At 71.1% G+C, this 20,589-nt stretch carries 23 protein-coding genes and 1 pseudogene; 12 read left to right on the top strand and 12 right to left on the bottom strand.

Annotated elements, in window-relative coordinates; all coding sequences use genetic code 11:
- Positions 1-50: 50 nt before the first annotated feature.
- The 9 genes from ACFZBD_RS16850 to ACFZBD_RS16890 all read right to left on the bottom strand — a co-directional run bounded on the left by ACFZBD_RS16850 (position 51) and on the right by ACFZBD_RS16890 (position 5,221).
- Positions 51-575, bottom strand: coding sequence for a single-stranded DNA-binding protein (locus tag ACFZBD_RS16850; RefSeq protein ID WP_391140289.1), 525 nt, complete (start codon positions 573-575; stop codon positions 51-53).
- Between the two features lie 74 nt (positions 576-649).
- Entirely contained in the window at positions 650-1,072 is a 423-nt protein-coding gene (locus ACFZBD_RS16855; protein WP_391140290.1) for a hypothetical protein, read from the bottom strand.
- A gap of 152 nt (positions 1,073-1,224) precedes the next feature.
- The gene (locus ACFZBD_RS16860; protein ID WP_391140292.1) at positions 1,225-2,868 is read right to left on the bottom strand and encodes a DUF3987 domain-containing protein; all 1,644 of its coding nucleotides are present in this window, start codon (positions 2,866-2,868) and stop codon (positions 1,225-1,227) included.
- Positions 2,823-3,683, bottom strand: a complete 861-nt coding sequence (locus tag ACFZBD_RS16865) for a toprim domain-containing protein (RefSeq protein ID WP_391140293.1) — start codon at positions 3,681-3,683, stop codon at positions 2,823-2,825. The genes ACFZBD_RS16860 and ACFZBD_RS16865 overlap by 46 nt, the downstream gene beginning before the upstream one ends.
- Before the next feature lie 93 nt (positions 3,684-3,776).
- Positions 3,777-4,025, bottom strand: a complete 249-nt coding sequence (locus ACFZBD_RS16870; protein ID WP_391140295.1) for a hypothetical protein — start codon at positions 4,023-4,025, stop codon at positions 3,777-3,779.
- Positions 4,022-4,345, bottom strand: a complete 324-nt coding sequence (locus ACFZBD_RS16875) for a hypothetical protein (protein WP_391140297.1) — start codon at positions 4,343-4,345, stop codon at positions 4,022-4,024. Before ACFZBD_RS16875 ends, ACFZBD_RS16870 begins: the two co-directional genes overlap by 4 nt.
- A complete protein-coding gene (locus ACFZBD_RS16880; protein ID WP_391140298.1) occupies positions 4,342-4,524 on the bottom strand; it encodes a hypothetical protein in 183 nt (60 codons plus the stop codon). Before ACFZBD_RS16880 ends, ACFZBD_RS16875 begins: the two co-directional genes overlap by 4 nt.
- Entirely contained in the window at positions 4,521-4,892 is a 372-nt protein-coding gene (locus tag ACFZBD_RS16885; RefSeq protein WP_391140299.1) for a hypothetical protein, read from the bottom strand. The genes ACFZBD_RS16880 and ACFZBD_RS16885 overlap by 4 nt, the downstream gene beginning before the upstream one ends.
- 110 nt (positions 4,893-5,002) lie before the next feature.
- Positions 5,003-5,221: a helix-turn-helix domain-containing protein gene (locus ACFZBD_RS16890; protein ID WP_391140301.1), complete on the bottom strand. Its 219-nt coding sequence runs from the start codon at positions 5,219-5,221 to the stop codon at positions 5,003-5,005.
- A gap of 119 nt (positions 5,222-5,340) precedes the next feature.
- Between ACFZBD_RS16890 and ACFZBD_RS16895 the strand changes: the two genes are divergently transcribed.
- Positions 5,341-6,411 (top strand): helix-turn-helix domain-containing protein, encoded by a 1,071-nt coding sequence (locus tag ACFZBD_RS16895; RefSeq protein WP_391140303.1) that lies wholly within the window; start codon positions 5,341-5,343, stop codon positions 6,409-6,411.
- Here ACFZBD_RS16895 and ACFZBD_RS16900 read toward each other — a convergent pair.
- On the bottom strand, positions 6,408-7,904 hold the full coding sequence (locus ACFZBD_RS16900) for a recombinase family protein (protein ID WP_391140304.1): 1,497 nt from the start codon (positions 7,902-7,904) through the stop codon (positions 6,408-6,410). The genes ACFZBD_RS16895 and ACFZBD_RS16900 overlap by 4 nt on opposite strands.
- Positions 7,901-8,272, bottom strand: a complete 372-nt coding sequence (locus ACFZBD_RS16905) for a recombinase family protein (protein WP_391140306.1) — start codon at positions 8,270-8,272, stop codon at positions 7,901-7,903. The genes ACFZBD_RS16900 and ACFZBD_RS16905 overlap by 4 nt, the downstream gene beginning before the upstream one ends.
- Before the next feature lie 42 nt (positions 8,273-8,314).
- On the opposite strand from ACFZBD_RS16905, the pseudogene ACFZBD_RS16910 reads away from it, so the two are divergent.
- From ACFZBD_RS16910 to ACFZBD_RS16935, 6 genes and pseudogenes are all read left to right on the top strand, one after another.
- A pseudogene (locus ACFZBD_RS16910) lies at positions 8,315-8,890 on the top strand (ATPase, T2SS/T4P/T4SS family); the annotation flags it as partial.
- The gene (locus ACFZBD_RS16915) at positions 8,887-9,798 is read left to right on the top strand and encodes a type II secretion system F family protein (RefSeq protein WP_391140308.1); all 912 of its coding nucleotides are present in this window, start codon (positions 8,887-8,889) and stop codon (positions 9,796-9,798) included. The pseudogene ACFZBD_RS16910 and the gene ACFZBD_RS16915, both read left to right, overlap by 4 nt.
- Before the next feature lie 62 nt (positions 9,799-9,860).
- Positions 9,861-10,601 carry a type II secretion system F family protein gene (locus ACFZBD_RS16920; protein ID WP_391140465.1) on the top strand — a complete coding sequence of 247 codons (741 nt, stop codon included), beginning with the start codon at positions 9,861-9,863 and terminating at the stop codon, positions 10,599-10,601.
- A gap of 190 nt (positions 10,602-10,791) precedes the next feature.
- Positions 10,792-10,953, top strand: a complete 162-nt coding sequence (locus tag ACFZBD_RS16925) for a DUF4244 domain-containing protein (RefSeq protein ID WP_391140310.1) — start codon at positions 10,792-10,794, stop codon at positions 10,951-10,953.
- Complete coding sequence (locus tag ACFZBD_RS16930; RefSeq protein WP_391140312.1) at positions 10,940-11,365, top strand: TadE family type IV pilus minor pilin; 426 nt, start codon at positions 10,940-10,942, stop codon at positions 11,363-11,365. Before ACFZBD_RS16925 ends, ACFZBD_RS16930 begins: the two co-directional genes overlap by 14 nt.
- 86 nt (positions 11,366-11,451) lie before the next feature.
- On the top strand, positions 11,452-11,793 hold the full coding sequence (locus tag ACFZBD_RS16935; RefSeq protein WP_391140313.1) for an Rv3654c family TadE-like protein: 342 nt from the start codon (positions 11,452-11,454) through the stop codon (positions 11,791-11,793).
- On the opposite strand, the gene ACFZBD_RS16940 is transcribed toward ACFZBD_RS16935, so the two are convergent.
- A complete protein-coding gene (locus ACFZBD_RS16940) occupies positions 11,735-14,212 on the bottom strand; it encodes a DEAD/DEAH box helicase (RefSeq protein WP_391140315.1) in 2,478 nt (825 codons plus the stop codon). The genes ACFZBD_RS16935 and ACFZBD_RS16940 overlap by 59 nt on opposite strands.
- A gap of 79 nt (positions 14,213-14,291) precedes the next feature.
- Here ACFZBD_RS16940 and ACFZBD_RS16945 point away from each other — a divergent pair, with 79 nt between their 5' ends.
- From ACFZBD_RS16945 to ACFZBD_RS16965, 5 genes are all read left to right on the top strand, one after another.
- Entirely contained in the window at positions 14,292-14,645 is a 354-nt protein-coding gene (locus tag ACFZBD_RS16945; RefSeq protein ID WP_137988538.1) for an STAS domain-containing protein, read from the top strand.
- An 82-nt stretch (positions 14,646-14,727) separates the two neighbouring features.
- On the top strand, positions 14,728-15,186 hold the full coding sequence (locus tag ACFZBD_RS16950) for an ATP-binding protein (protein ID WP_391140317.1): 459 nt from the start codon (positions 14,728-14,730) through the stop codon (positions 15,184-15,186).
- Between the two features lie 241 nt (positions 15,187-15,427).
- Positions 15,428-17,824, top strand: coding sequence for a sodium-translocating pyrophosphatase (locus ACFZBD_RS16955; RefSeq protein WP_391140318.1), 2,397 nt, complete (start codon positions 15,428-15,430; stop codon positions 17,822-17,824).
- Between the two features lie 187 nt (positions 17,825-18,011).
- Complete coding sequence (locus tag ACFZBD_RS16960) at positions 18,012-18,653, top strand: small secreted protein (protein ID WP_391140320.1); 642 nt, start codon at positions 18,012-18,014, stop codon at positions 18,651-18,653.
- 134 nt (positions 18,654-18,787) lie between these two features.
- Positions 18,788-20,356 carry a methyltransferase gene (locus tag ACFZBD_RS16965; protein ID WP_391140321.1) on the top strand — a complete coding sequence of 523 codons (1,569 nt, stop codon included), beginning with the start codon at positions 18,788-18,790 and terminating at the stop codon, positions 20,354-20,356.
- The last annotated feature ends 233 nt before the right edge of the window (positions 20,357-20,589 follow it).

The following is a 20,589-nucleotide window of genomic DNA, read 5'->3' on the forward strand; positions in this document are numbered from 1 at the left end:
TCCTCCAGGCCGGCGACCGCGCACGTGCGCGGTCGCCGGTGTCGCTGCGATCAGAACGGGGGCTCGTCGGAGTGGCCGGGCGCCGACTGTGCCCCCGCAGGGGTAGGACGGGGCTGGCCGCTCCACCCCTCGACTGCCGGCGCCTGCTGCTTTTGGGACTGGGCGCCACCCCAGCTGTCGGTCGACGGCTGGCGGCCCTGCTGGCCGCCCGCCGGGTTCTTCGTGACCGTGGCGGTCGCGCGGAGGAGCGAGGGGCCGACCTCCTCGACGTCGAGCTCGTAGACGGTGCGCTTCACCTGGTCGCGGTCCTCGTAGGACCGCTGCTTGAGGCGGCCCTGGGCGATGACGCGGGCGCCTTTGGCGAGGGACTCGGCGGTGTTCTCGGCGGCCTGGCGCCAGACCGAGCAGGTGAGGAACAGGGACTCGCCGTCCTCCCACTGGTTGGTGGTCTTGCTGAAGACGCGCGGGGTGGAGGCGATGCGGAACTTGGCGACGGCGACGCCGGCGGGAGTGAAGCGGAGCTCCACGTCGTCCACCAGGTTGCCGACGATCGTGATCATGGTCTCTCCAGCCATGGAGCTCTCCTCTGTCGTGTGCTGGGCGATGGGCCCGGCCCGAAATTCGCAGGCCGGGCCGGTTGCATGAGCGGTCAGGAGCCGTCGGTGCCGTTGCTGTCGGTGTCTTCTTCGGGCTGGTACAGGCGCACGAAGTTCGACACGGTCGTCGGGTCGTCGACCGCCCCGTCCCGGTCGGAATGCACGGGGGTGCACTCGCCGTCGCTGTGGACGAGCCAGGCAAGGACGGACCAGGCCATAGAGCCTTCGTCATCCTGGGAGTACTCGGCCCGCCAGGTGCCGCCCGGGATGGCGGCGACGACGGGGGCCTTGCCCTTGACGACGCCGGCGAAGTTGCTCCACGTGTTGGCGTCCCGCAGCTGGCCGGTCTTCTCGTCGGCGACCTGCGCTGTGCCGGTGGCGTCCCAGGCGATCACAGGCTTGGTGGTGAAGTACGAGCCGCCGGCCGGCTTGTCGTGGCGGTAGCGGGCTTCGTAGGGGTGGCTGGCAGGGATCACGAGACTTTCCTCCATTAGTTCCATGCGATGGAGACGTTCAGGGTGGGGGCTGCTGGGACTGATGGTGACCGCAGCCATAACTCTGATTACAGAGAGTTAGAGTTAGTTGAAAATGGGCTTACGGGGGATCCTGGAAGTAATCCCAAGGCCCCTCAGGCGGCACCCCGAGGCATGGAATTAATGGAGATAACCCGCGACTCCACGCCCTGAACGTCCGGATGTGCCACGAACCGTGGCTTCTGCGGCCGCCCTCGCTGCCCCTCCTTCCGCTCGGGCGGGTCGATCTGTCGCAGCCAGCCACCGCGCAGCAGCACGTCGATGGCGTCGTCTACGTCGGCCATGTCCGTGCACCAGGCCTGGCCTCGAACACCCTTCTCGACGTCCCCAGCGGAGAACCGGCCCTCAACTCCCTTACGACGTAGCCAGTCCAGGACCGCACGGGCGGGCCCAAGCTTCGACTGCCGCTCCGAGGACATCAGGTCGGAGACAAGGCGTGCGTGTGCGATCAAGTACGGGACGAGTGAGACGGCGTCATCCATCACGTCACCGGGCACGACCTCCGCGGCCGGGTCCTCGAACAGGGTCAGGACTGCGGCGATACGCAGAACCTGGCCGGGCAGCTTCTTGGCCCAGCCCTCGATGGCGGCGAGGTCGCCATGAGCCTTGTGTCGCGGCTCCAGCGCTTCCCAGAACGCACGGAACGACAGCTTCGCCTGGCGGTCCAGCTGCATCTCCCGGCATGCCTCGTCGTCCCAGATCGCGGCCATCATCGCCTTGACCCGGGCACCCCACTCGTGGCTCGTCGCCGACGGGATCGGGTCCGTGTCGTACACCCGGTCACCGACACGGCTGGCGGGCATGGAGAAGATGAACCGGGCCATGAGGCCGCGGGCTTCGAAGACGTCGCCGGTCTCGCCCATGCCCGTGAGGAACCCTGGTTGCACGGCCAGTCCCAGTGAGAGGTTCGGGCGTTCGAGGAGAAGGGGCCGGCCGCTCTTGCGGTTCACGGCGTGCGGTTCGTGGCTCCATGCCTTGAGGACGATTTCGGGGTTGGCGTTCTTGCTGTAGCGGCCGCCGACGTTGCCGAGGAACGAGCTCTCGGTGGAGAGGACGGCCAGTCGTTCGCCCTGCTCGGCGATCACGTCTGTTGCCGCCTCGGGGGTGGTGTCGTCGGCGATGAGCTGGGTGAAGACCTTCGGTTCGCCGAGCATCTCCAGGTCGTCGCGTGCCGCGTCGAGCAGTGCACGCATCGACTTCCGTTTCTCGGGGTCGCTGGCCTTGATGACCTTCGACTCGGCGTCGGACACACAGGCTTCGGCGATGCGTCGATCCTGCTGGTCGCGGGCGACGGCTGTCTTGTCCTCCTCGCGCCGGCGCTTCTGCTCCTCGAAGATCGGCTTGGCCATGAGAGACAGGGCAGGGGACTTCATCTCGCCCGGCGCCGCGACGGGCATCGTGTAGAGGGTCACCGGCTCTGACCAGTCCGGCTTGGGGCTGACCGACCGACGGCCGCCGATAGCCGTCGATGCCACGGCCATGCCGAGCCATGCCGGGAGGTCGACGGGCACCTGGAGGCTGTCCGCGACGGCCTGGGCCATCTGTCCGATGCCGCGGAGTTTGGTGGCGTCGAGCGTTGGCGCCGGTGGAGGTTCGAGGGGCATGGGTTCGTCCCAGCCCTTGGCGTCTTCCGGGTGCACGCCCTTGTCCCAGGTGGGCGTTTCGATGTTCGGCTTCCACTGTGGTGCGATCGTCACCGGCCCACCGCCAGGTCGTCGGGGTGGGGGACGGGCGCCCATACCTCGTCGAAGTCGGAGTCGCCGTGTCCGGCCGCGAAGTGATCGGCGGCGTCCTTGCCGGTGCGGGCCTGGACGACGTACACGGACCGGGCCAGGCCACGAAGGGTGTCGACGACCTGCACGGCGTGCTTCTGCCCGGGCTCGTCGCGGTCGGCAACGATGGTGACGTCCGCGCCTTCAAGGAAGGCGGCGTGTTCCGGGGTCCAGCGGCCGGCCCCGGCCGCATTGCAGGTGGCGGCCAGGCCGTGGTCGAGGAGGGCGTGCACGTCTTTTTCGCCCTCGGCGATCCAGATGACCCGGTCGGCAACCTTGGCGGCGATCAGCTCCGGTAGCCGATACGGGATGGTTCGGACGAGCCGGTTTCCCTGCTTGTCGTTGAGGGACCAGCGGCGTCCCGATTTGGCGTCGGGGTCGGGGCGCCATTGGGCGAAGCACTTGTGATCGCACCGGGTCACGCCATGAACGACGAGACGGTTCTCGTCCCGGTAGAGGTACTGGGCGACGCGCCGGTGCCCGCGGTCCTGGCACGGGATCCAGGTGTCGTTCTCCGGCCGGTCTCGCGGCCGCTCGGCGAGCGGCTCGTCGAACAGGTCGGCTTCGGTCCAGCCGATGGCGGCGAGGAACTCTGTGTTGCCCTGGCACTTGTGGCAGTAGACGGCGACGCCGTTGTTGATGCGCTTGATGGCGACGGTGGTGGGGGAGTCGCCTCCGTGGCAGAGGCCGCGGGTGCGGAGCACGCCGCCGCTGTAGCGGGTGCGCTCGCCCATGCTGCCGAGGAGGTCGGCGAGCCGGTTGAAGGCGATGGTGTCGTTCACGAACGGGGCTCTCTTCTTCGAGCAGGTGCTGGTGTCCGTGTCCCGGCCCGGCGTTCCGTCACGCGTTTCGTCACGGAGCGCCGGGCCGTGCGACTAGCCGGCCTTCTTCAGCGCCGAGGCGACCTCGTCGGCCATGGCGGTGATGGCGTAGTTCCACCGACGGGCCGCGTTGAGGACGGCCATCGGCGAGGGCTGCTCCTCGAGGTCGGCGCGGATCGAGCCGAGAGTCAGGTGGAACCGGGCCTGGGCGGCGACGAGCGAGAGGTGCGCGGCACCCTGGTCATCAACCGCGTCCGGGCCTACGGGTGCGGCGACGGGCCATCGCCCTGGGGTGCGGCTCATGCTGCACCGTCCTCGTCGGCCTCGAGCCAGGCGGCGACCTCGTCGAACGACGTGGCGATGGTGCCGGTGGCGAGGCCGTAGAGAGCACGCATGCTGAGCTCGAAGGCGGCCGCCCTCTCGGCCGCGACAGCCGGGGTGGCGCCGCGGCCCGCGAGGTAGCGTTCGGCGGCGAACGGATCCGACTCGTGCCAGGGGGAGGGGTCCTGTGCCATGACCTCGACGACGAGCATGAACGCCTCGTGGCGGATGGCGTCGCCATGGCCGAGATGGTGGGCGGCGGCGTAGAACTGGGCGCGTTCGGTGGACGTCAGCGGGGTCACGCCGCCTCCTTGGTGATGGTGGCCTGATGGAAGATCGTGCGGAGCTTGGCGCGCTGCGCATCGGAGAGGGGCGGGGCTTGGCCGACGATGCGGTCGATCCGCTCCCAGTAGCCGGCGGGCCGGGCCGGGCGGCCGGGGGCAACCCCGGCCGCCGCAGCACCTGTCTTGGCGTCTGTCACAGCCAGCGCTCCGCGTGCTTCGTGATGTCGGTGGTGGTGAGCGGGCCGGTGAAGATGTCCTCGGACAGGCCGTGGACGGTGGCGATGAGCTTGCGTACCGCCTCGTCCCGCTCGCGCGGGTCGCGTCCGACGGGCAGGTGCAGCACGAGCGCTCCGTCGCGGTCGACGAGGGCGGCGCCGCAGAAGTACTCGTCGGTGATCGAGGAGTCGATCACCTGGCAGACGCCCTGCTCGGCGATCAGCTGGGCGAGAGGGGCGGTGAGCAGGTGGTCGACGGTGGGTACTGGCCGGACAGCGGCCGGAATGGCGCGAGCTACCTGGCCGGGGTTGTGCTTGGCCAGTGGTGCGACCTCTGCGATGATGGGCATAGAGCTTCCTTCGATCTGCTTGCTGGCGGATTCGTTGAAGTGCTCGACAGACGGCGTCGCGGTTGCCTCCGCGGCGCTGTCGTCGTTTGCGGCACGTGCCGCGTCGGCGATCACGCCGACTCCTTACTGGCCTGCTCGGCGAGCCGCTGCTCGAACTGGAGCAGCGAGGCTTCGGTATAGAGAACGCGTCGGCCGACCTTGATGCCCTTCGGGCCATACCCGACGTGTCGCCAGTACCGGACGGTGCCGGCAGCCGTCCGGTAGCGCTGCGCAACGTCTTCGGTGGTGTAGAGCCGCGGCGGTTCCTGCTCGAGGGCAGGGAGATCCATAAGCAATCCCTCCCGGATTGGCTGGCGATCCCAGTGGGATCACTACAGCACCGCTGGACAGCTCAAGTCAATCCGGTCTAGCCTCTGATTCATGATGAATAGCGTTGGGAGGCGTTGAGATGCCGAAGCGATCAGCACCCGCCGCCCTAGCGAGCGAGGCGAACGTGGCGGCCCATGTCGGACTCGAGCGTGAGCGCCGCGGGTGGAGCACTGCCGAGCTGGCCCGCCGCGTGACGGAAGCCGGGTGCCCTCTAAGTCAGTCGGCCGTGTGGCGGATTGAGAACGGGGATCCGCCCCGGAAGATCTCGGTTGACGAGATGGTGGCCTTCGGGAAGGTATTCGAGCGATCGGTGGAGGAACTACTCTTGCCCGTCTCCTCAGAGTTCCCGGAAAGCTTGGTGCGCCTCTATGTGAATAAATGGGTAGATGCGCATGCATACTTGAAGCGGATTCAGGTTCAGGCTGGGGTAATCCTCGGGGATGTAACATCGGCGGCTTGGGCGTTCCCGGCGGCCGACCAGGTGATCCGCGAGATGATTGTTGAGCGAGTCGTTGAAACCGTTGGACTGAAAGATCTCGCTGGCGATTATCTTGCGGAATACGAGAAGGCCCTGGCCTTCCACCGAGAACACGAGGGAGCGGTGCCGGGTCTAGGGCCAGCCGAGATCATCATCGGAGGGCGCGCGGACGGGATGACGGATGATGAGATCATCCAGCTCGCCGCAGCTTGGGGTGCCGAGGAATCCGTAAGAGAGGCGTTCACGCGTGGGGTGGTGCGCTACTTCGAGCCCGATTTCGCCGGGGGGGCCGCCCTCGATCAGCTCACGATCAAGGATGGCAAGGTGGTCCGCTCTGCGGAGCTCCAGAGGGGCGAGAGTGACGACGTCCTTGCAGGTGTCTCCCGCGCCGTGCGGGACGCCCGAATCGCCAAGGGGCTTACCGTCGAGGAAGTAGCCAAGCAGACCAAGTTTCCGGCAATGCTGGTTTCTGCAGTGGAAAATGAGCTTGAGCGTCGATCGAAGACTCGTCCCGATGTGATGCGGTCGGCGCTTCGCGTAATCGCGCGCGCCCTCGACCTGGACCCCAAGCCCCTTGTGGATAAATTCAACCGTCGACGTCCGCCTACGCTAACGCGACGTCGCGATGCGACAGATCAGGAAGTGCGAGACCTGGTCCAGAAACTCCTCTAGTGCCCGGCTACTCGCTTCCATTGGAAGTGGATGGTCTCGTAGTCGAAGTACCCGCCGTCCGGCATCCGGCCGGGGCGGGCCGGCCGCACGGTGACTTCCAGCAGCTCGCGCAGGACACCGCGCTGCTGCTGCAGATCCATTGCCTTCCATGCTTTCCGCACGTCCGGCGCCCCGACGAGCGGCACGAGCGGGTCGACCTTCGCCGCGGCCGCCAGCTGCTTGTTCACGCCCTCAAGCTGGGCACGTGCAACGTCCGAACCCTCGGTGAACTGCGGCATGGAGATGCGCCCCGCACCGAACGCGCCGGCCAGGTCGGTGAGGCGCCGCCGGATCTGCTCGCTCTCCAGCTGCAGCGCGGCCACGTCAACGTCGTTCGGGCCGGGCAGCAGGAGGTCCGCTGCGTCCGGGAGTGACAGTCGTTCGACGATCAGGTCCTGAACGTACTCGTCGAGCTTGTCCGCGCGCCGCGCGCCGCCGTGTCCGGTCTGACACCGGTAGCTCTGGCGCTTCGCGCCGCCGGCGATCGTGCACCTCATCGTCTGGGTGCAGTGGTCGATGCCGCACCGGTAGATCAGCGAGCCGAACCACTTCGGCTGGGCGCCGGGTGTCGTCGTCCGGGACGGGTCCTTCAGGACCGCCGCAACGGCCCTGTGCTTCGTTTCGGGCACGATCGCGTCCCAGTTGCCCTTGCCGACCTCCTCGCCCTTGTAGACGGCGATTCCGGCGTTCCTCGGGCGGAGCAGCATGTCCCGGGCCTCCACGTGCCCGATCGGATTGCCGCGGGTCGTGGTGTACCCCTTGTCGGCGAGCCACTTCACCCAGCCGCGGATCGACCCGCCCGTCAGGAGCATGTCGTGCCCGGTTTCGATCGCCGCGGCCTCTTCGGGTACGGCCTTGTCCATGTCGAGGACGGGCACCTCGCTCTCCTCGCCGGTGGCGCGGTCGACCTTGATGCGGGTCTCGCCGGTGGGAAGGCCCCACCCGAACGGGCGAATTCCGCCGCCCCATTCGCCGGCCTTCGCCTTTTGCTGGCGGGCCCGGGCGACGCGCTCGGCCTTGTGCTCGGACTCGTGCCGGGCGACGGCGCCGAGGATGCGCGCGGTCATCCGGCCGGACGGCGTGGACAGGTCGATGGGGCCGGCCTGGCAGGTGTGGGTGTTGATGCCGCGCCGCTCGGAGAGGTCGATGTACTCCTCCAGTTCGGTCGGCGAGCGGTGGAGGCGGTCGGTGTGCCAGGCGATGACGACGGTGGCGGTGCCGTCGTCGAGGTCTGCGAGCATGCGGCGGTAGTCGGGTCGCGGCTTGCCGCTGTACGCGGATAGGTCGTTGTCGACGTAGGTCTCGACGACGTCCCAGCCGTTGCGCTCGGCGAGGGCTTCGCAGTCCTCGCGCTGCCGGTCGACGCCGAGGTGGGCGCCGGTGCGGTCCTGGCTGATGCGCACATAGATGACCGCGCGGGTGCAGCGGCCGGCGGATGTCTTCACGGTGCTCATCGGCCGACCCGCCCGGATCGGACGCTGTGGGTTGTGACGCCCAGGCGGTCGGTCAACTCGCTGTACGCCTGCTGCAAGGCGGCGTCGCGGTACAGCTGCTCTTCGCCCCAGACCAGGACTGCGGTTGCGCCGCCCTGCTCCAGGCCCTCGAGCATCGCGGTGTAACCCGGCCGGTCACCGGAGTTGCCCGAGCCGCCGTCGTCCTCGAAGACGCGGACGACCTCGTGTCGTGTGCCTTGGCTGGACAGGGAGTCCGCGAGGGCGCGGCAGTCCAGGATCTGCCGCTCGATGGCGAGGGCGTTGGCCCGGGCGGTGCGGGCGTAGAGGTAACAGCGGACGACCTTGGGCTCCGTCTGGGTGCTCGTCATGACCCAAGTGTGCAGCAGTAGAGGCGTCTTGTCGTCAGGTTCGGGAAGACGACGCTGCTCTCCACCCTCCTCGGCCTGGTCGGCCCGGGGGAGCGCATCGTGCTCGCCGAGGACTCGGCAGAGCTGCGCCCCGACCATCCGCACGTGGTGCGCCTGGAGGCGCGGCCGGCGAACCAGGAGGGCGCCGGACTGGTCACCTTGCAGGATCTGGTCCGGCAGGCGCTGCGGATGCGGCCCGACCGGCTCGTGGTCGGTGAGGTCCGGGGCGGGGAGGCGGTCGATCTGCTGGCCGCGCTGAACACCGGGCACGAGGGCGGCTGCGGGACCGTCCACGCCAACACGGCAGCGGACGTCCCGGCCCGTCTTGAGGCCCTGGGGACAGCGGCCGGGCTCGACCGAGCGGCACTGCACAGCCAGTTGGGCGCCGGGCTCTCGGTGGTGATCCATCTCGTACGGGACCGGGCGGGCCGGCGGCGGATCGCCGAGGTGCACGTTCTCGAACGCAACCGGGAGGGCCTGGTGGTGACGGTCCCCGCGCTGCGCTGGGACGCGGACGGGTTCGAGCGGGAGCGGGGCTGGGGGCGGCTCCGGTCGCTGCTCGGGGGTGAACGGTGGTGAGGGAGCCGTGGGTTCTGGCGCAGGTAGCCGCCATCCTCTGCGCCGGGAGCGTGCTCTGGAGCCTCGCCGAGCGGGAGCGGGCCCGGCGCAGGGCGGCCGCGTTGCTCGCGGGCCTGAGCACGGCGAGCGAGGAGGCCGATGAGGCGACCGGAGCTCTGCGCTTCGACCCGGTGCTGTGGGGCACGCTCGGGGCCCGCTGCCGGCGGCTGGTGCGGGACCGGCGCGAGTGGCTCTGTCTGCCGGTGGCGGCCGCGATCGCACTCCTCGGGGAGTCGCCGCTGCCCCTGGCGGCCGGGGCCGTGGCGGTGCCGCTGGTGGGCCGGAGACTGCGCGCGTCCGGGCTGCGCAGACGGCGCCAGGAGCGCGCCGACGGAGCGGTGGCACTGTGCGGGGCGGTCGCCGGTGAGCTGAGAGCCGGCCGGCAGCCCGCACAGGCGCTCGTCTTCGCCCTCGGCGAGGCGCGGGCCGCCGGGACGCTGGGACCCCGCGAGGAGGCAGCGCTGCTCGCGGCGGCCCGGTTCGGCGGGGACGTGCCCGAGGCGCTGCGCCACGCGGCCCGGCAGGACGGGGCGGACGGACTCGCCGGGATGGCGGCCTGCTGGCAGGTGGCCGTCGACGGCGGCGCGGGTCTCGCGGCGGGGCTGGACCGGCTGGAGGCCGCCTTACGGGAACGCAGGGACCAGCGTAAGCGGATGAAGGCCCAACTGGCCGGCGCCTGGGCGACGGTGACGGTCCTCGCCGTCCTGCCGCTCGTCGGCCTCGCGCTCGGCACGGCAATGGGCGCCCGGCCGCTGCACGTCCTGCTGCACACGCCGGTGGGTCTGGGCTGCCTCGCGGTGGGCGTGGCCCTGGAAGCGGCTGGTCTCGGCTGGGCCGCACGGATCGTACGAGGAGGTGAAGGCACGTGACGGGCGTCTCGGGTCTGTTGACGGGGGCCGGGTTCTCGGAGGAGTTCGTCCACAGGCTGGGGATGGCGGGCCTGATGGCCGGTGCCCTCGCCGCGGCGGCCGGCGGGATGGCCGAGCGGCGCCGCGAGCGCCGGGCGCGGAAGCGGCTCGCCGCCCTGCTGGGGCCCGGGGCGGACGGCGGCCGGCCGCGAGGCGCGGGTCTCCGCTCGCCGTGGGTGCGCACCTGGCTCGTACCGCTCGTGGCGGCCGCCGTCGGCTACGCCCTCTTCGGCGGTGTCGTCGGCTGCCTGGTGGCGGCCGGGGCGGGCTTCGGCGTGCGGAAATGGTCGGCCCGGCGCGCCGCGAGTACGGGCGAGGACGAGGAGGCGGCCCGTCAACTGCCGCTCGCCGCGGATCTGCTGGCAGCCTGCACCTCCGCCGGAGCGGGCCCGGGAGAGGCGGCCGAGGCCGTCGGCCGGTCACTGGGCGGGCCGGTGGGCGACCGGCTGGCCCGTACGGCGGCCGAGCTGCGCCTCGGCGGCGAACCGGCCGAGGTGTGGCGGAGGTTCGGTGCGATACCCGGCGCCGATGGGCTCGCCCGCGCTCTGGAACGGGCCGGTTCCTCCGGGGCGCCCGCCGCCGACGCGATCGCACGGCACGCGGCCGGCCTGCGGGCCGAACACGCCCGGCGGGCAGCCGCCCGGGCGCAGCGGGCCCAGGTGCTGATCACCGCGCCCGTGGGGCTCTGCTTCCTGCCCGCCTTCCTGGCGGTGGGGGTGGCCCCGGTCGTGGTCGGCCTCGCGACCGGCCTGCTGCGGAGCTGAAGGGCGCGCCGCCGGACGGCCCGCACACGGCAGCTGGCACACCGTACGCACCCACCCAGCCAGCTGAACACGCCGAACATACGCAACGCATCGAACACACGCAACGCAAGCAAAAAACATGGGGGTTGACATGAGGAACGGAAAGAGCGCACGCGGTTTGGTGGTCCTGCGCACCTGGTGGCGGGCGCGTATGACCGCCCGGTCCGACGCGGGGATGACCACGTCCGAGTACGCGATGGGAACGATCGCGGCCGCCGCCTTCGCCGCCGTGCTGTACAAGATCGTGACGAGCGGATCGGTCTCCGGTGCACTGGAGTCGGTCATCGGGAAGGCACTCGATGCGCCGTTCTGACCGGACGTCCGCAAGGGGGCGCCGGGGACGCGTGCCGGCGCGGAACTCCGCGCAGGACCGGGGATCGGTGACGGTGGAGGCGGCGCTGGCCTTGCCGGCGCTGGTGGCCTTCACCATGGCCCTGGTCTGGGCGCTCGCCGCGGCCGCCGCACAGATCCAGTGCGTGGACGCGGCGCGGGCGGGAGCGCGGGCGGTGGCCCGCTCGGAGCCGGTGACGGCGGCAGAGGCGGCCGCCCGGGCAGCCGCCCCTGAGGGCGCCACGGTGGCCGTGGAGCGTTCCGGGGAGCTGTGGCGGGTGACCGTGCGGGCGCCCGCCCCCGGGCCGGGCGGGATGGGTCTCACCCTGCGGGCCGGGGCCGCGGCGCTCGCCGAGGACACGCTCGGCGACACGCCCGGGACGGGTGTGTCGTGAACGGCCTGGCGCCCGCGCCACGCCGACGAGCCACCCGTCCCGGCCTGGTCCCACCACCCCGATCCGCCCTCTCCGGCGACCGGGGGATGGCGACGGTGTGGACCGCGTTCGCGGCCTGCGTCCTGTGCGTGGTGTTCGGGGCCGTGCTGGCCCTGGGGCAGGCCGTGTCGGCCCGGCACCGGGCGGGTGGGGCCGCCGACCTGGCGGCCCTCGCGGCGGCCGACAGGGCGCTGTGGGGCGAGGAGGCCGCCTGCGCCGCCGCGGGCCGGGTGGCGGGCGCTCAGGGCGCCTCCCTCGTGCGCTGTTCCGTGCGGGGCGATGTCGCGGACGTGACGGCGGCGGTGCGCCTGGGGCCGTACGCCCCGGCTGTCAGGGCGCGGGCGGGGCCTCCGGGGGCGCTGCCGGGGCTTCCCGCAGCAGTTCCGTGAGGAGCCGGACGGCGCCGCGCTTGTGGAGCGGGTCGTTGCCGTTGCCGCACTTGGGGGACTGGATGCAGGACGGGCAGCCGGCCTCGCACTCGCAGGAGGCGATCGCCTCGCGGGTGGCCGTCAGCCACTCCCGCGCCGTGTGGAAGGCCCGCTCGGCGAAGCCCGCGCCACCCGGATGGCCGTCGTAGACGAAGACGGTCGGCAGCAGCGTGTCGGGGTGGAGCGGGATCGACACTCCGCCGATGTCCCAGCGGTCGCAAGTGGCGAAGAGCGGAAGCATGCCGATGGAGGCGTGTTCGGCGGCGTGCAGGGCGCCGCCGAGGATCTCCGGATGGATGCGGGCGGCGTCGAGCTGGTCCTCGGTGACCGTCCACCACACGGCCCGGGTGCGCAGGGTGCGGGGCGGCAGATCGAGCTTCGTCTCGCCGAGCACCTCACCGGTCCTGAGACGGCGGCGCAGGAAGGAGACGACCTGGTTGGTGACCTCGACGGAGCCGTAGCAGAGCCGGCCCGCGCCCCACGGGATCTCGGTGTCGGTCTCCAGGACGGAGATGGCGGTGGTGTCACGGGCGGTCGTGGAGTACGGCGGGGAGGCCTCCTCGACCAGGGCGACCGAGTCCTTCAGGTCCAGGTGCTTCACCAGATAGGTGCGGCCTTGGTGGAGGTGGACGGCGCCGTCGTGGACGGCCGTGTGGGAGGCGGCTTCGTCGACCGTGCCGAGGAGGCGGCCGGTGGCGGCCTCCACGATCTGCACCGGGCTGCCGCCCCCGCCCCGGATGTCGGTCAGGTCGGCGGCCCGCTCCCGACGGGTCCAGTACCAGCCGCCGGCCCGCCGCCGCAGCAGCCCGGCGGCCTCCAGCTGGGGCAGCAGGTCCGGGGCGGCCGGGCCGAAGAGTGCCAGGTCGGGGTCGGTCAGCGGAAGCTCCGCCGCGGCCGCGCACAGATGGGGGGCGAGCACGTAGGGGTTGTCGGGGTCCAGGACGGTCGACTCGACCGGCTGGCGGAAGAGCGCCTCGGGGTGGTGGACCAGGAAGGTGTCCAGCGGGTCGTCGCGGGCGATCAGGATGGCCAGGGCGCCCTGCCCGGAGCGCCCGGCCCGGCCCGCCTGCTGCCACAGCGAGGCGCGGGTGCCGGGGTAGCCGGCGATGAGGACGGCGTCGAGGCCGGAGACGTCCACGCCGAGTTCCAGGGCGGTCGTGGCGGCCAGGCCCAGGAGCTCGCCGGAGTGCAGGGCCCGCTCCAGGGCCCGGCGCTCCTCGGGCAGGTAGCCGCCCCGGTAGGCGGCCACCCGGCGGGCCAGGGAGCGGTCGACCTCGGCGAGGCGTTCCTGGGCGATGACCGAGATCAGCTCCGCGCCGCGCCGGGAGCGTACGAAGGCGACGGAGCGGACGCCCTGCACGGCGAGGTCGGTCAGCAGGTCGGCCGTCTCGGCGGTCGCCGTGCGGCGGACCGGGGCGCCCTGCTCGCCGTGGAGTTCCGTCAGCGGCGGCTCCCAGAGGGCGAAGACCAGCTCGCCGCGCGGGGAGGCGTCGTCGGAGACCTCCGAGACCGGCAGGCCGGTGAGCCGGCCGGCCGCCACGGCGGGCTCGGCCGAGGTGGCGGAGGCCAGGAGGAAGACGGGGTCCGCGCCGTAGCGGGCGCAGACCCGGCGCAGGCGGCGCAGCACCTGGGCGACGTGGGAGCCGAAGACGCCCCGGTAGGTGTGGCACTCGTCGATCACGACATAGCGCAGGGAGCGCAGGAAGGAGGACCAGCGCGGATGGGCCGGGAGTATGCCCCGGTGGAGCATGTCGGGGTTGGTCAGCACATAGTTCGCGTACTGACGGACCCACTCGCGCTCCTCGACCGGCGTGTCGCCGTCGTAGACGGCGGGCCGGATCCGGTTGCCCAGCGGGGCGGCCAGCTCGCGTACGGCGCGCCGCTGGTCGGCGGCGAGGGCCTTCGTGGGGGCGAGGTAGAGGGCGGTCGTGCCGCGCCCGTTGGCGGCCTCCGAGCCGTCCAGGAGGGTGGAGAGGACCGGGGTGAGATAGGCAAGTGACTTCCCGGACGCCGTTCCGGTGGCGATCACCACGGATTCGCCGTCCAGGGCCCGCTCGGCGGCCTCCGCCTGGTGGGCCCAGGGATGCTCGATGCCGGCCGCCTGGATGGCGCTGATCACTTCCGTACGGATGCGATGCGGCCAGACGGCATGCCGACCCGCCCGAGCGGGCAGGTGCTCCGTATGAGTGATGCGCGCTGCCCGGCTCTCGCCCTGGGTGAGCCGGTCGAGGACCACGCCGGGGGACGGGCGACTGCCCGTGCTTTCGGCGGGTCCACTGGGGCGGTGATTCTTGGCCATCGGCACCGAGTGTGTCACTGGCGTGACGGACAATGCTCCCAAGGCGTCGTGCATGGCTGCTGGTAAGTGATTGAATGCCATCGCGGCTGGCGATCCGTCCCCCGACTCCGCCCGGGAGACCCGAGGGGCGAACGCCCGATAGCAAGGTGCTGGAGGATCCGTGGACCTGTCCCTGTCGACTCGCAATGTGTCCGGCCCGAGCGGCGACCGTACGGTCGTCGAGGTCGGTGGCGAGATTGATGTGTATACCGCGCCCAAGCTGCGCGAGCAGTTGGTCGAGTTGGTGAACGACGGCAGCTACCACCTGGTCGTCGACATGGAGGGCGTGGACTTCCTCGACTCGACCGGTCTCGGCGTGCTGGTGGGTGGCCTGAAGCGCGTGCGCGCGCATGAGGGCTCGCTGCGCCTGGTCTGCAACCAGGAGCGCATTCTCAAGATTTTCCGGATCACCGGCCTGACCAAGGTGTTCCCCATCCACACCACGGTCGACGAGGCCGTCAACGCCACCGACTGAGGTCGGAAGAAGGTCGAAGGAGAGCCGGGCCCGCCAGGCCCGGTCCTCCGAGTTGCCCGCCCACCGTTCTTAGGGGGACCGTATGGCCACCGTTGAACTCCGCTTCAGCGCCCAGCCCGAGCATGTCCGCACGGCCCGCCTGGTGGCGGCCGCGGTGGCGCGCCGGGCCGGTGTCGACGAGGCGGTCCTCGACGAGGTCAGACTCGCCGTCGGCGAGGCGTGCTCCCGTGCGGTCGGGCTGCACCGCGGCCATGGCGTCACCACCCCGGTCCGGGTCGTGCTGACCGAGGAGGAGAAGAGCTTCTCCATCGAGGTCGGCGACGAGGTGCCGGGCGCGGGGGTGGCGGCGGCGGACGCCGCCGGTGTCCCCGGCGCGCGGGCCGCGGCTCCGGTCGAGGAGTTCGACGACCCGGACGGCGAGGACGAGATGGGCCTCGCGGTCATCCGCGGGCTCGTCGACGACGTCGAGGTGAGCGCCGGGGAGCAGGGCGGAGTGATCCGCATGAGCTGGCCGACGGCCTCGGCGGCTGTGCTCCCCTGAAGGGGCGAGACCAGGCGAGAGGCCGTGAGAAGCGGCGAGAACCGAAAAAGAGGCCCTGCTGAGCAGGGCCTCTTTTCATTTCTCTAGATCATGGATCATGTGTTCATGCTTTTGCCCCATTACTGCTTCCGGTGGGGAAGAGTGAGGCAATGGGGAATTCCATTTGCGGCGCCCTGTTTTGATCAGGTTCCGCTCCCTACAATCCGTCCACATCTTGAGCTCGCAACGTCAAGGAGGACGAATGGCGGGGCTCTTCAACCCAGAACTGGCCGGACACCCCACTTCTCTCGCCGCGGCGGTACTCACCGACGGGAACCGGACGATCGTGATCGTCGTCGCGGCCGTCGCGCTCGCGGCTCTGCTCGTCGCCCAGCTGCTGGTCCGTCAGGTGCTCGCCGCCGGGGAGGGCACCGACGCGATGAAGAAGATCGCGGCCGCCGTACAGGAAGGCGCGAATGCCTATCTCGCACGGCAGTTGCGCACTTTGGCGATCTTCGCGGTCGTCGTGTTCTTCCTGCTGATGCTGCTCCCGGCCGACGACTGGTCGCAGCGATCCGGGCGTTCCCTCTTCTTCCTGGTGGGTGCGCTTTTCTCCGCGACCACCGGATACATCGGTATGCGGCTCGCCGTACGGGCCAATGTGCGCGTCGCCGCCGCCGCGCGCGAGGCGACCCCTGCCCCGGGTGAACCGGAAAAGGATCTGACGACCGTCTCGCACAAAGCGATGAAGATCGCTTTCCGTACCGGCGGAGTGGTCGGCATGTTCACCGTCGGCCTCGGCCTGCTCGGTGCCTCCTGCGTCGTCCTCGTGTACGCCGCCGACGCTCCCAAGGTCCTCGAGGGCTTCGGCCTGGGCGCCGCCCTCATCGCCATGTTCATGCGAGTCGGCGGCGGCATCTTCACCAAGGCCGCTGACGTCGGCGCCGACCTCGTCGGCAAGGTCGAGCAGGGCATCCCCGAGGACGACCCCCGCAACGCCGCCACCATCGCCGACAACGTGGGCGACAACGTCGGCGACTGCGCCGGCATGGCCGCCGACCTCTTCGAGTCGTACGCGGTGACGCTGGTCGCCGCCCTCATCCTCGGAAAGGCGGCCTTCGGCGACCTCGGCCTCGCCTTTCCGCTGATCGTCCCGGCGATCGGCGTGGTCACCGCGATGATCGGTATCTTCGCGGTCGCCCCGCGGCGCGCCGACCGCAGCGGAATGAGCGCCATCAACCGCGGGTTCTTCATCTCCGCGGTGATCTCCCTGGCGCTCGTCGCCGTCGCCGTCTTCGCCTACCTGCCGTCCTCCTACGCCGACCTCAAGGGGGTCACCGAGCCCGGGATCGCGGCTCACGCGGGCGACCCGCGGATCCTCGCCCTGGTCGCCGTCGCCATCGGCATCGTCATGGCCGCGCTCATCCAGCAGCTCACCGGCTACTTCACCGAGACCTCCCGACGCCCCGTCAGGGACATCGGCAAGTCCTCGCTCACCGGCCCCGCCACCGTCGTCCTCGCCGGCGTCTCCATCGGCCTGGAGTCCGCCGTCTACACCGCCCTGCTCATCGGCCTCGGCGTCTACGGCGCGTTCCTGCTCGGCGGCACCTCCATCATGCTGGCCCTCTTCGCGGTCGCCCTGGCCGGCACCGGGCTGCTCACCACCGTCGGCGTGATCGTCGCCATGGACACCTTCGGCCCGGTCTCCGACAACGCCCAGGGCATCGCGGAGATGTCCGGCGATGTCCAGGGCGCGGGCGCGCAGGTCCTCACCGACCTCGACGCCGTCGGCAACACCACCAAGGCGATCACGAAGGGCATCGCCATCGCCACCGCCGTGCTGGCGGCGGCGGCGCTCTTCGGCTCGTACCGCGACGCGATCGCCACGGCGGTCGCCGAGGTCGGGGCCAGGGGCACGGAGATGAACCTCTCGATGGACATCTCCCAGCCCAACAACCTCTTCGGGCTGATCCTCGGCGCGGCGGTCGTCTTCCTCTTCTCCGGCCTCGCGATCAACGCCGTGTCGCGGTCCGCGGGAGCGGTCGTCTTCGAGGTGCGGCGGCAGTTCCGCGAGCACCCCGGGATCATGAATTACACCGAACAGCCGGAGTACGGACGCGTCGTCGACATCTGCACCAAGGACGCGCTGCGCGAACTCGCCACGCCCGGACTGCTCGCCGTCCTGGCACCGATCGCGGTCGGCTTCTCGCTCGGTGTCGGCGCGCTCGGCGCGTACCTCGCCGGAGCCATCGGTACGGGCGCGCTGATGGCCGTCTTCCTCGCCAACTCCGGTGGGGCCTGGGACAACGCCAAGAAGCTCGTCGAGGACGGGCACCACGGCGGCAAGGGCAGCGACGCCCACGCCGCCACCGTGATCGGCGACACCGTCGGCGACCCGTTCAAGGACACCGCCGGTCCGGCGATCAACCCGCTCCTGAAGGTGATGAACCTGGTCGCCCTGCTGATCGCGCCCGCCGTGGTGCAGTTCAGCTTCGGCGATGACGCGAGCGCCGGGGTGCGGACCCTGATCGCCGGCCTCGCGATCGTCGTCATCATCGGTGCCGTCTACGTCTCCAAGCGGCGTTCGGTGGTCATGGGTGACGGAGACAACGCCGGGGACCGGTCGGACACCCCTTCGAACGCGCCGGTCGTTCCGTAACGCCTGTTCAAGAAGAGGGCGGACGGCGTGTTCTGACGCGCCGTCCGCCGATTCTTGTGGAGACGTGAGGCGTGTCTCCCTTGGTGCAAAAGGCTGCAATAAGGGACGAACCGGTCCCACGAAAGGTGGATGTCGCCCGCTTGGCGTGTATGTTCCGGGGCCGAGAGCCTTGGAAGGGACCGATCCGGTGAACAAGAAGCTTGCGGCCGCACTGTCCGGCGGCGCGGTACTGGTGCTCGCGCTGTCCGGGTGCAGCGACGACGGCGACAAGGTAAACGACTGGGCCAAGACGGTCTGCGACCAGGCGAAGCCCCAGATCCAGAAGCGGGCCGACGCCCAGCAGCTGATCATCTCGACGGCCGCGGACGGCAAGCCCGCCGACATCCAGGCCGCCGACTCGAAGGCGTTCCAGGACATCGCCGACGCCGACCGGGCGCTCGCCAAGGCCGTCGAAGGCGCCGGCGTGCCGCCCGTCGACAACGGCGAGAAGGTCCAGCAGGACGCGATCAAGGAACTCAACGCGACCGCGGTGGCGTACGAGGGACTGAAGAAGCAGGTCGACGCGCTCGACCCGAACAACCAGCAGAAGTTCGCGGACGGCCTGCAGGGCATCGCCGACGGTCTGAAGAAGATCGAGAAGATGGACCAGGACGCGCTGGCGAAGCTGCAGGGCGGCGAGTTGGGCACGGCGATGGCCAAGCAGCCCGGCTGCCAGAAGGCGAAGCCCTCGGCTCCGGCCGCGAAGCCGGGCTCGCAGCCCTCGAAGCCGGCCGCGACGGCGGCCACGACCGCCAAGCCGTCCTCGACGGCGAGCAAGAGCGCGGAGTAGAGCAGGCGCTGCCACCCGGTGCGTTCGGCGCGCATGTGGCGCGTGCGGGCGGCCGGGTGGGGGTTCGGGGGAGCGCCACGCGCGCGTGCGGGGTCTCGGCGGGGATTGTCGGTGGCGGCGGTCACAATGGTCGGGTGAGTACGACCAGCCTGACCACCAGCCTTCCGGTGCCCGCGCACGCCGCCCGACTGCGCGAGGCGCTGCTCGCCGCCGACTTCACCGCCGACGGGCTGCTCGAGCTCCTCGGCGCCCCCGCCTACAGCGCCCTCGCCCGCAGCGAGACCGTGCCCGCGCTGCGCGCCACCCGCGGCGACTCCCCGCTGGAGACGCTCGTCCGCCTCTTCCTGCTCCAGGGCACCGTCCCCGCCGAGCGCGCCGCCGCCGCGCTGCCGCTGAAGGAAGCCCTGGCCGACGGCTGGATCGAGGAGACCGACGGGACGAGCGGAGAGGCATCGGAGATGGCCGGTCAGGTCCGGGCGACCGTCGACGTACGGCCGTACGGCGGGCCCGAGGGCCAGGACTGGTTCATCGTCTCCGACCTGGGCTGCGCGGTCGGCGGCGCCGGCGGCATCGGCAGCAAGGACGAAGGAGTCGTCCTCGGCGTCGGCGGCGCCTCCACGACCCTCGCGGGCATCACCGTCCGCACGCCCGTGGCCTCCGCGCTCGACCTCGGCACCGGCTCCGGAATCCAGGCCCTGCACGCCTCCCAGCACGCCACCCTGGTGACAGCGACCGACCTCAACCCCCGCGCCCTCGACTTCACCCGGCTCACGCTCGCCCTCTCCGGGGCCCGCGAGGCCGAACTGCTCCCCGGCTCCCTCTTCGAGCCCGTCGACGGCGACACGTACGACCTGATCGTCTCCAACCCGCCGTTCGTCATCTCCCCGGGCGCCCGGCTGACCTACCGCGACGGTGGGATGGGCGGCGACGACCTGTGCCGGACGCTCGTGCGGGAGGCCGGCGAGCGGCTCAACGACGGGGGGTACGCCCAGTTCCTCGCCAACTGGCAGCACGTGGAAGGCGAGGAGTGGCAGGACCGGCTGCGTTCCTGGGTGCCGCGCGGCTGCGACGCGTGGATCGTGCAGCGCGAGGTCCAGGACATCACGCAGTACGCCGAGCTGTGGCTGCGGGACAGCGGCGACCACCGCGAGGACCCGCGGCGGTACACCGAGCGGTACGAGGCGTGGCTGGACGAGTTCGAGGCCCGCGGGACGAAGGCCGTCGGCTTCGGCTGGATCACCCTGCGCAGGAACGCCGCCGTCGCGTCCGGCGCGGTCGAGCCGTCGATCGTCGTCGAGGAGTGGCCGCACCCGGTCGAGCAGCCGCTCGGCGAGACCGTACGCGCCCACTTCGAACGCCAGGAGTACCTGCGGACCCACGACGACGCGGCGCTGCTCGCCGAGCACTTCGTCCTCGCGCCCGAGGTCGTCCAGGAGCAGGTCGGCCTGCCCGGCGCCGAGGACCCCGAGCACGTGGTGCTGAGGCAGAACCGCGGCATGCGGCGCGCCACCAGGGTGGACCACGTCGCGGCAGGCTTCGCGGGAGTCTGCGACGGATCGCTCAGCGCCGGCCGGATCCTGGACGCGATCGGGCAGTTGACCGGCGAGGATCCGGTGCTGCTCCGGGACCGGACGCCCCAGGCGATCCGGCTCCTGGTGGAGGAGGGCTTCCTGCTGCCCGTCGGCGAGGGCGGCGGCGCCTGACGGGCCTTGACCCGGGAATTCCGGACGACGCGGCCGCCCGCGGCAGGGGCGGTCCGCGGCCCGCAACCGGCAGTGGGGGTGGGCGGCGACGCCGGATGCGTGCCGCCGGACGTTCCGCTTCCTGTCCGGCGTCCGGTTCGCCGTGGGCGGGGGAGCGGGCAGCCGCCGGGCCCCGCCCGACTGCGCGATGCCGCCTCCGCGCGGCGGAAATCCGCTGGTCGGGCGGGTGCTCC

The organism is Streptomyces sp. NPDC008121, assembly GCF_042957155.1.
Classification (GTDB): domain Bacteria; phylum Actinomycetota; class Actinomycetes; order Streptomycetales; family Streptomycetaceae; genus Streptomyces.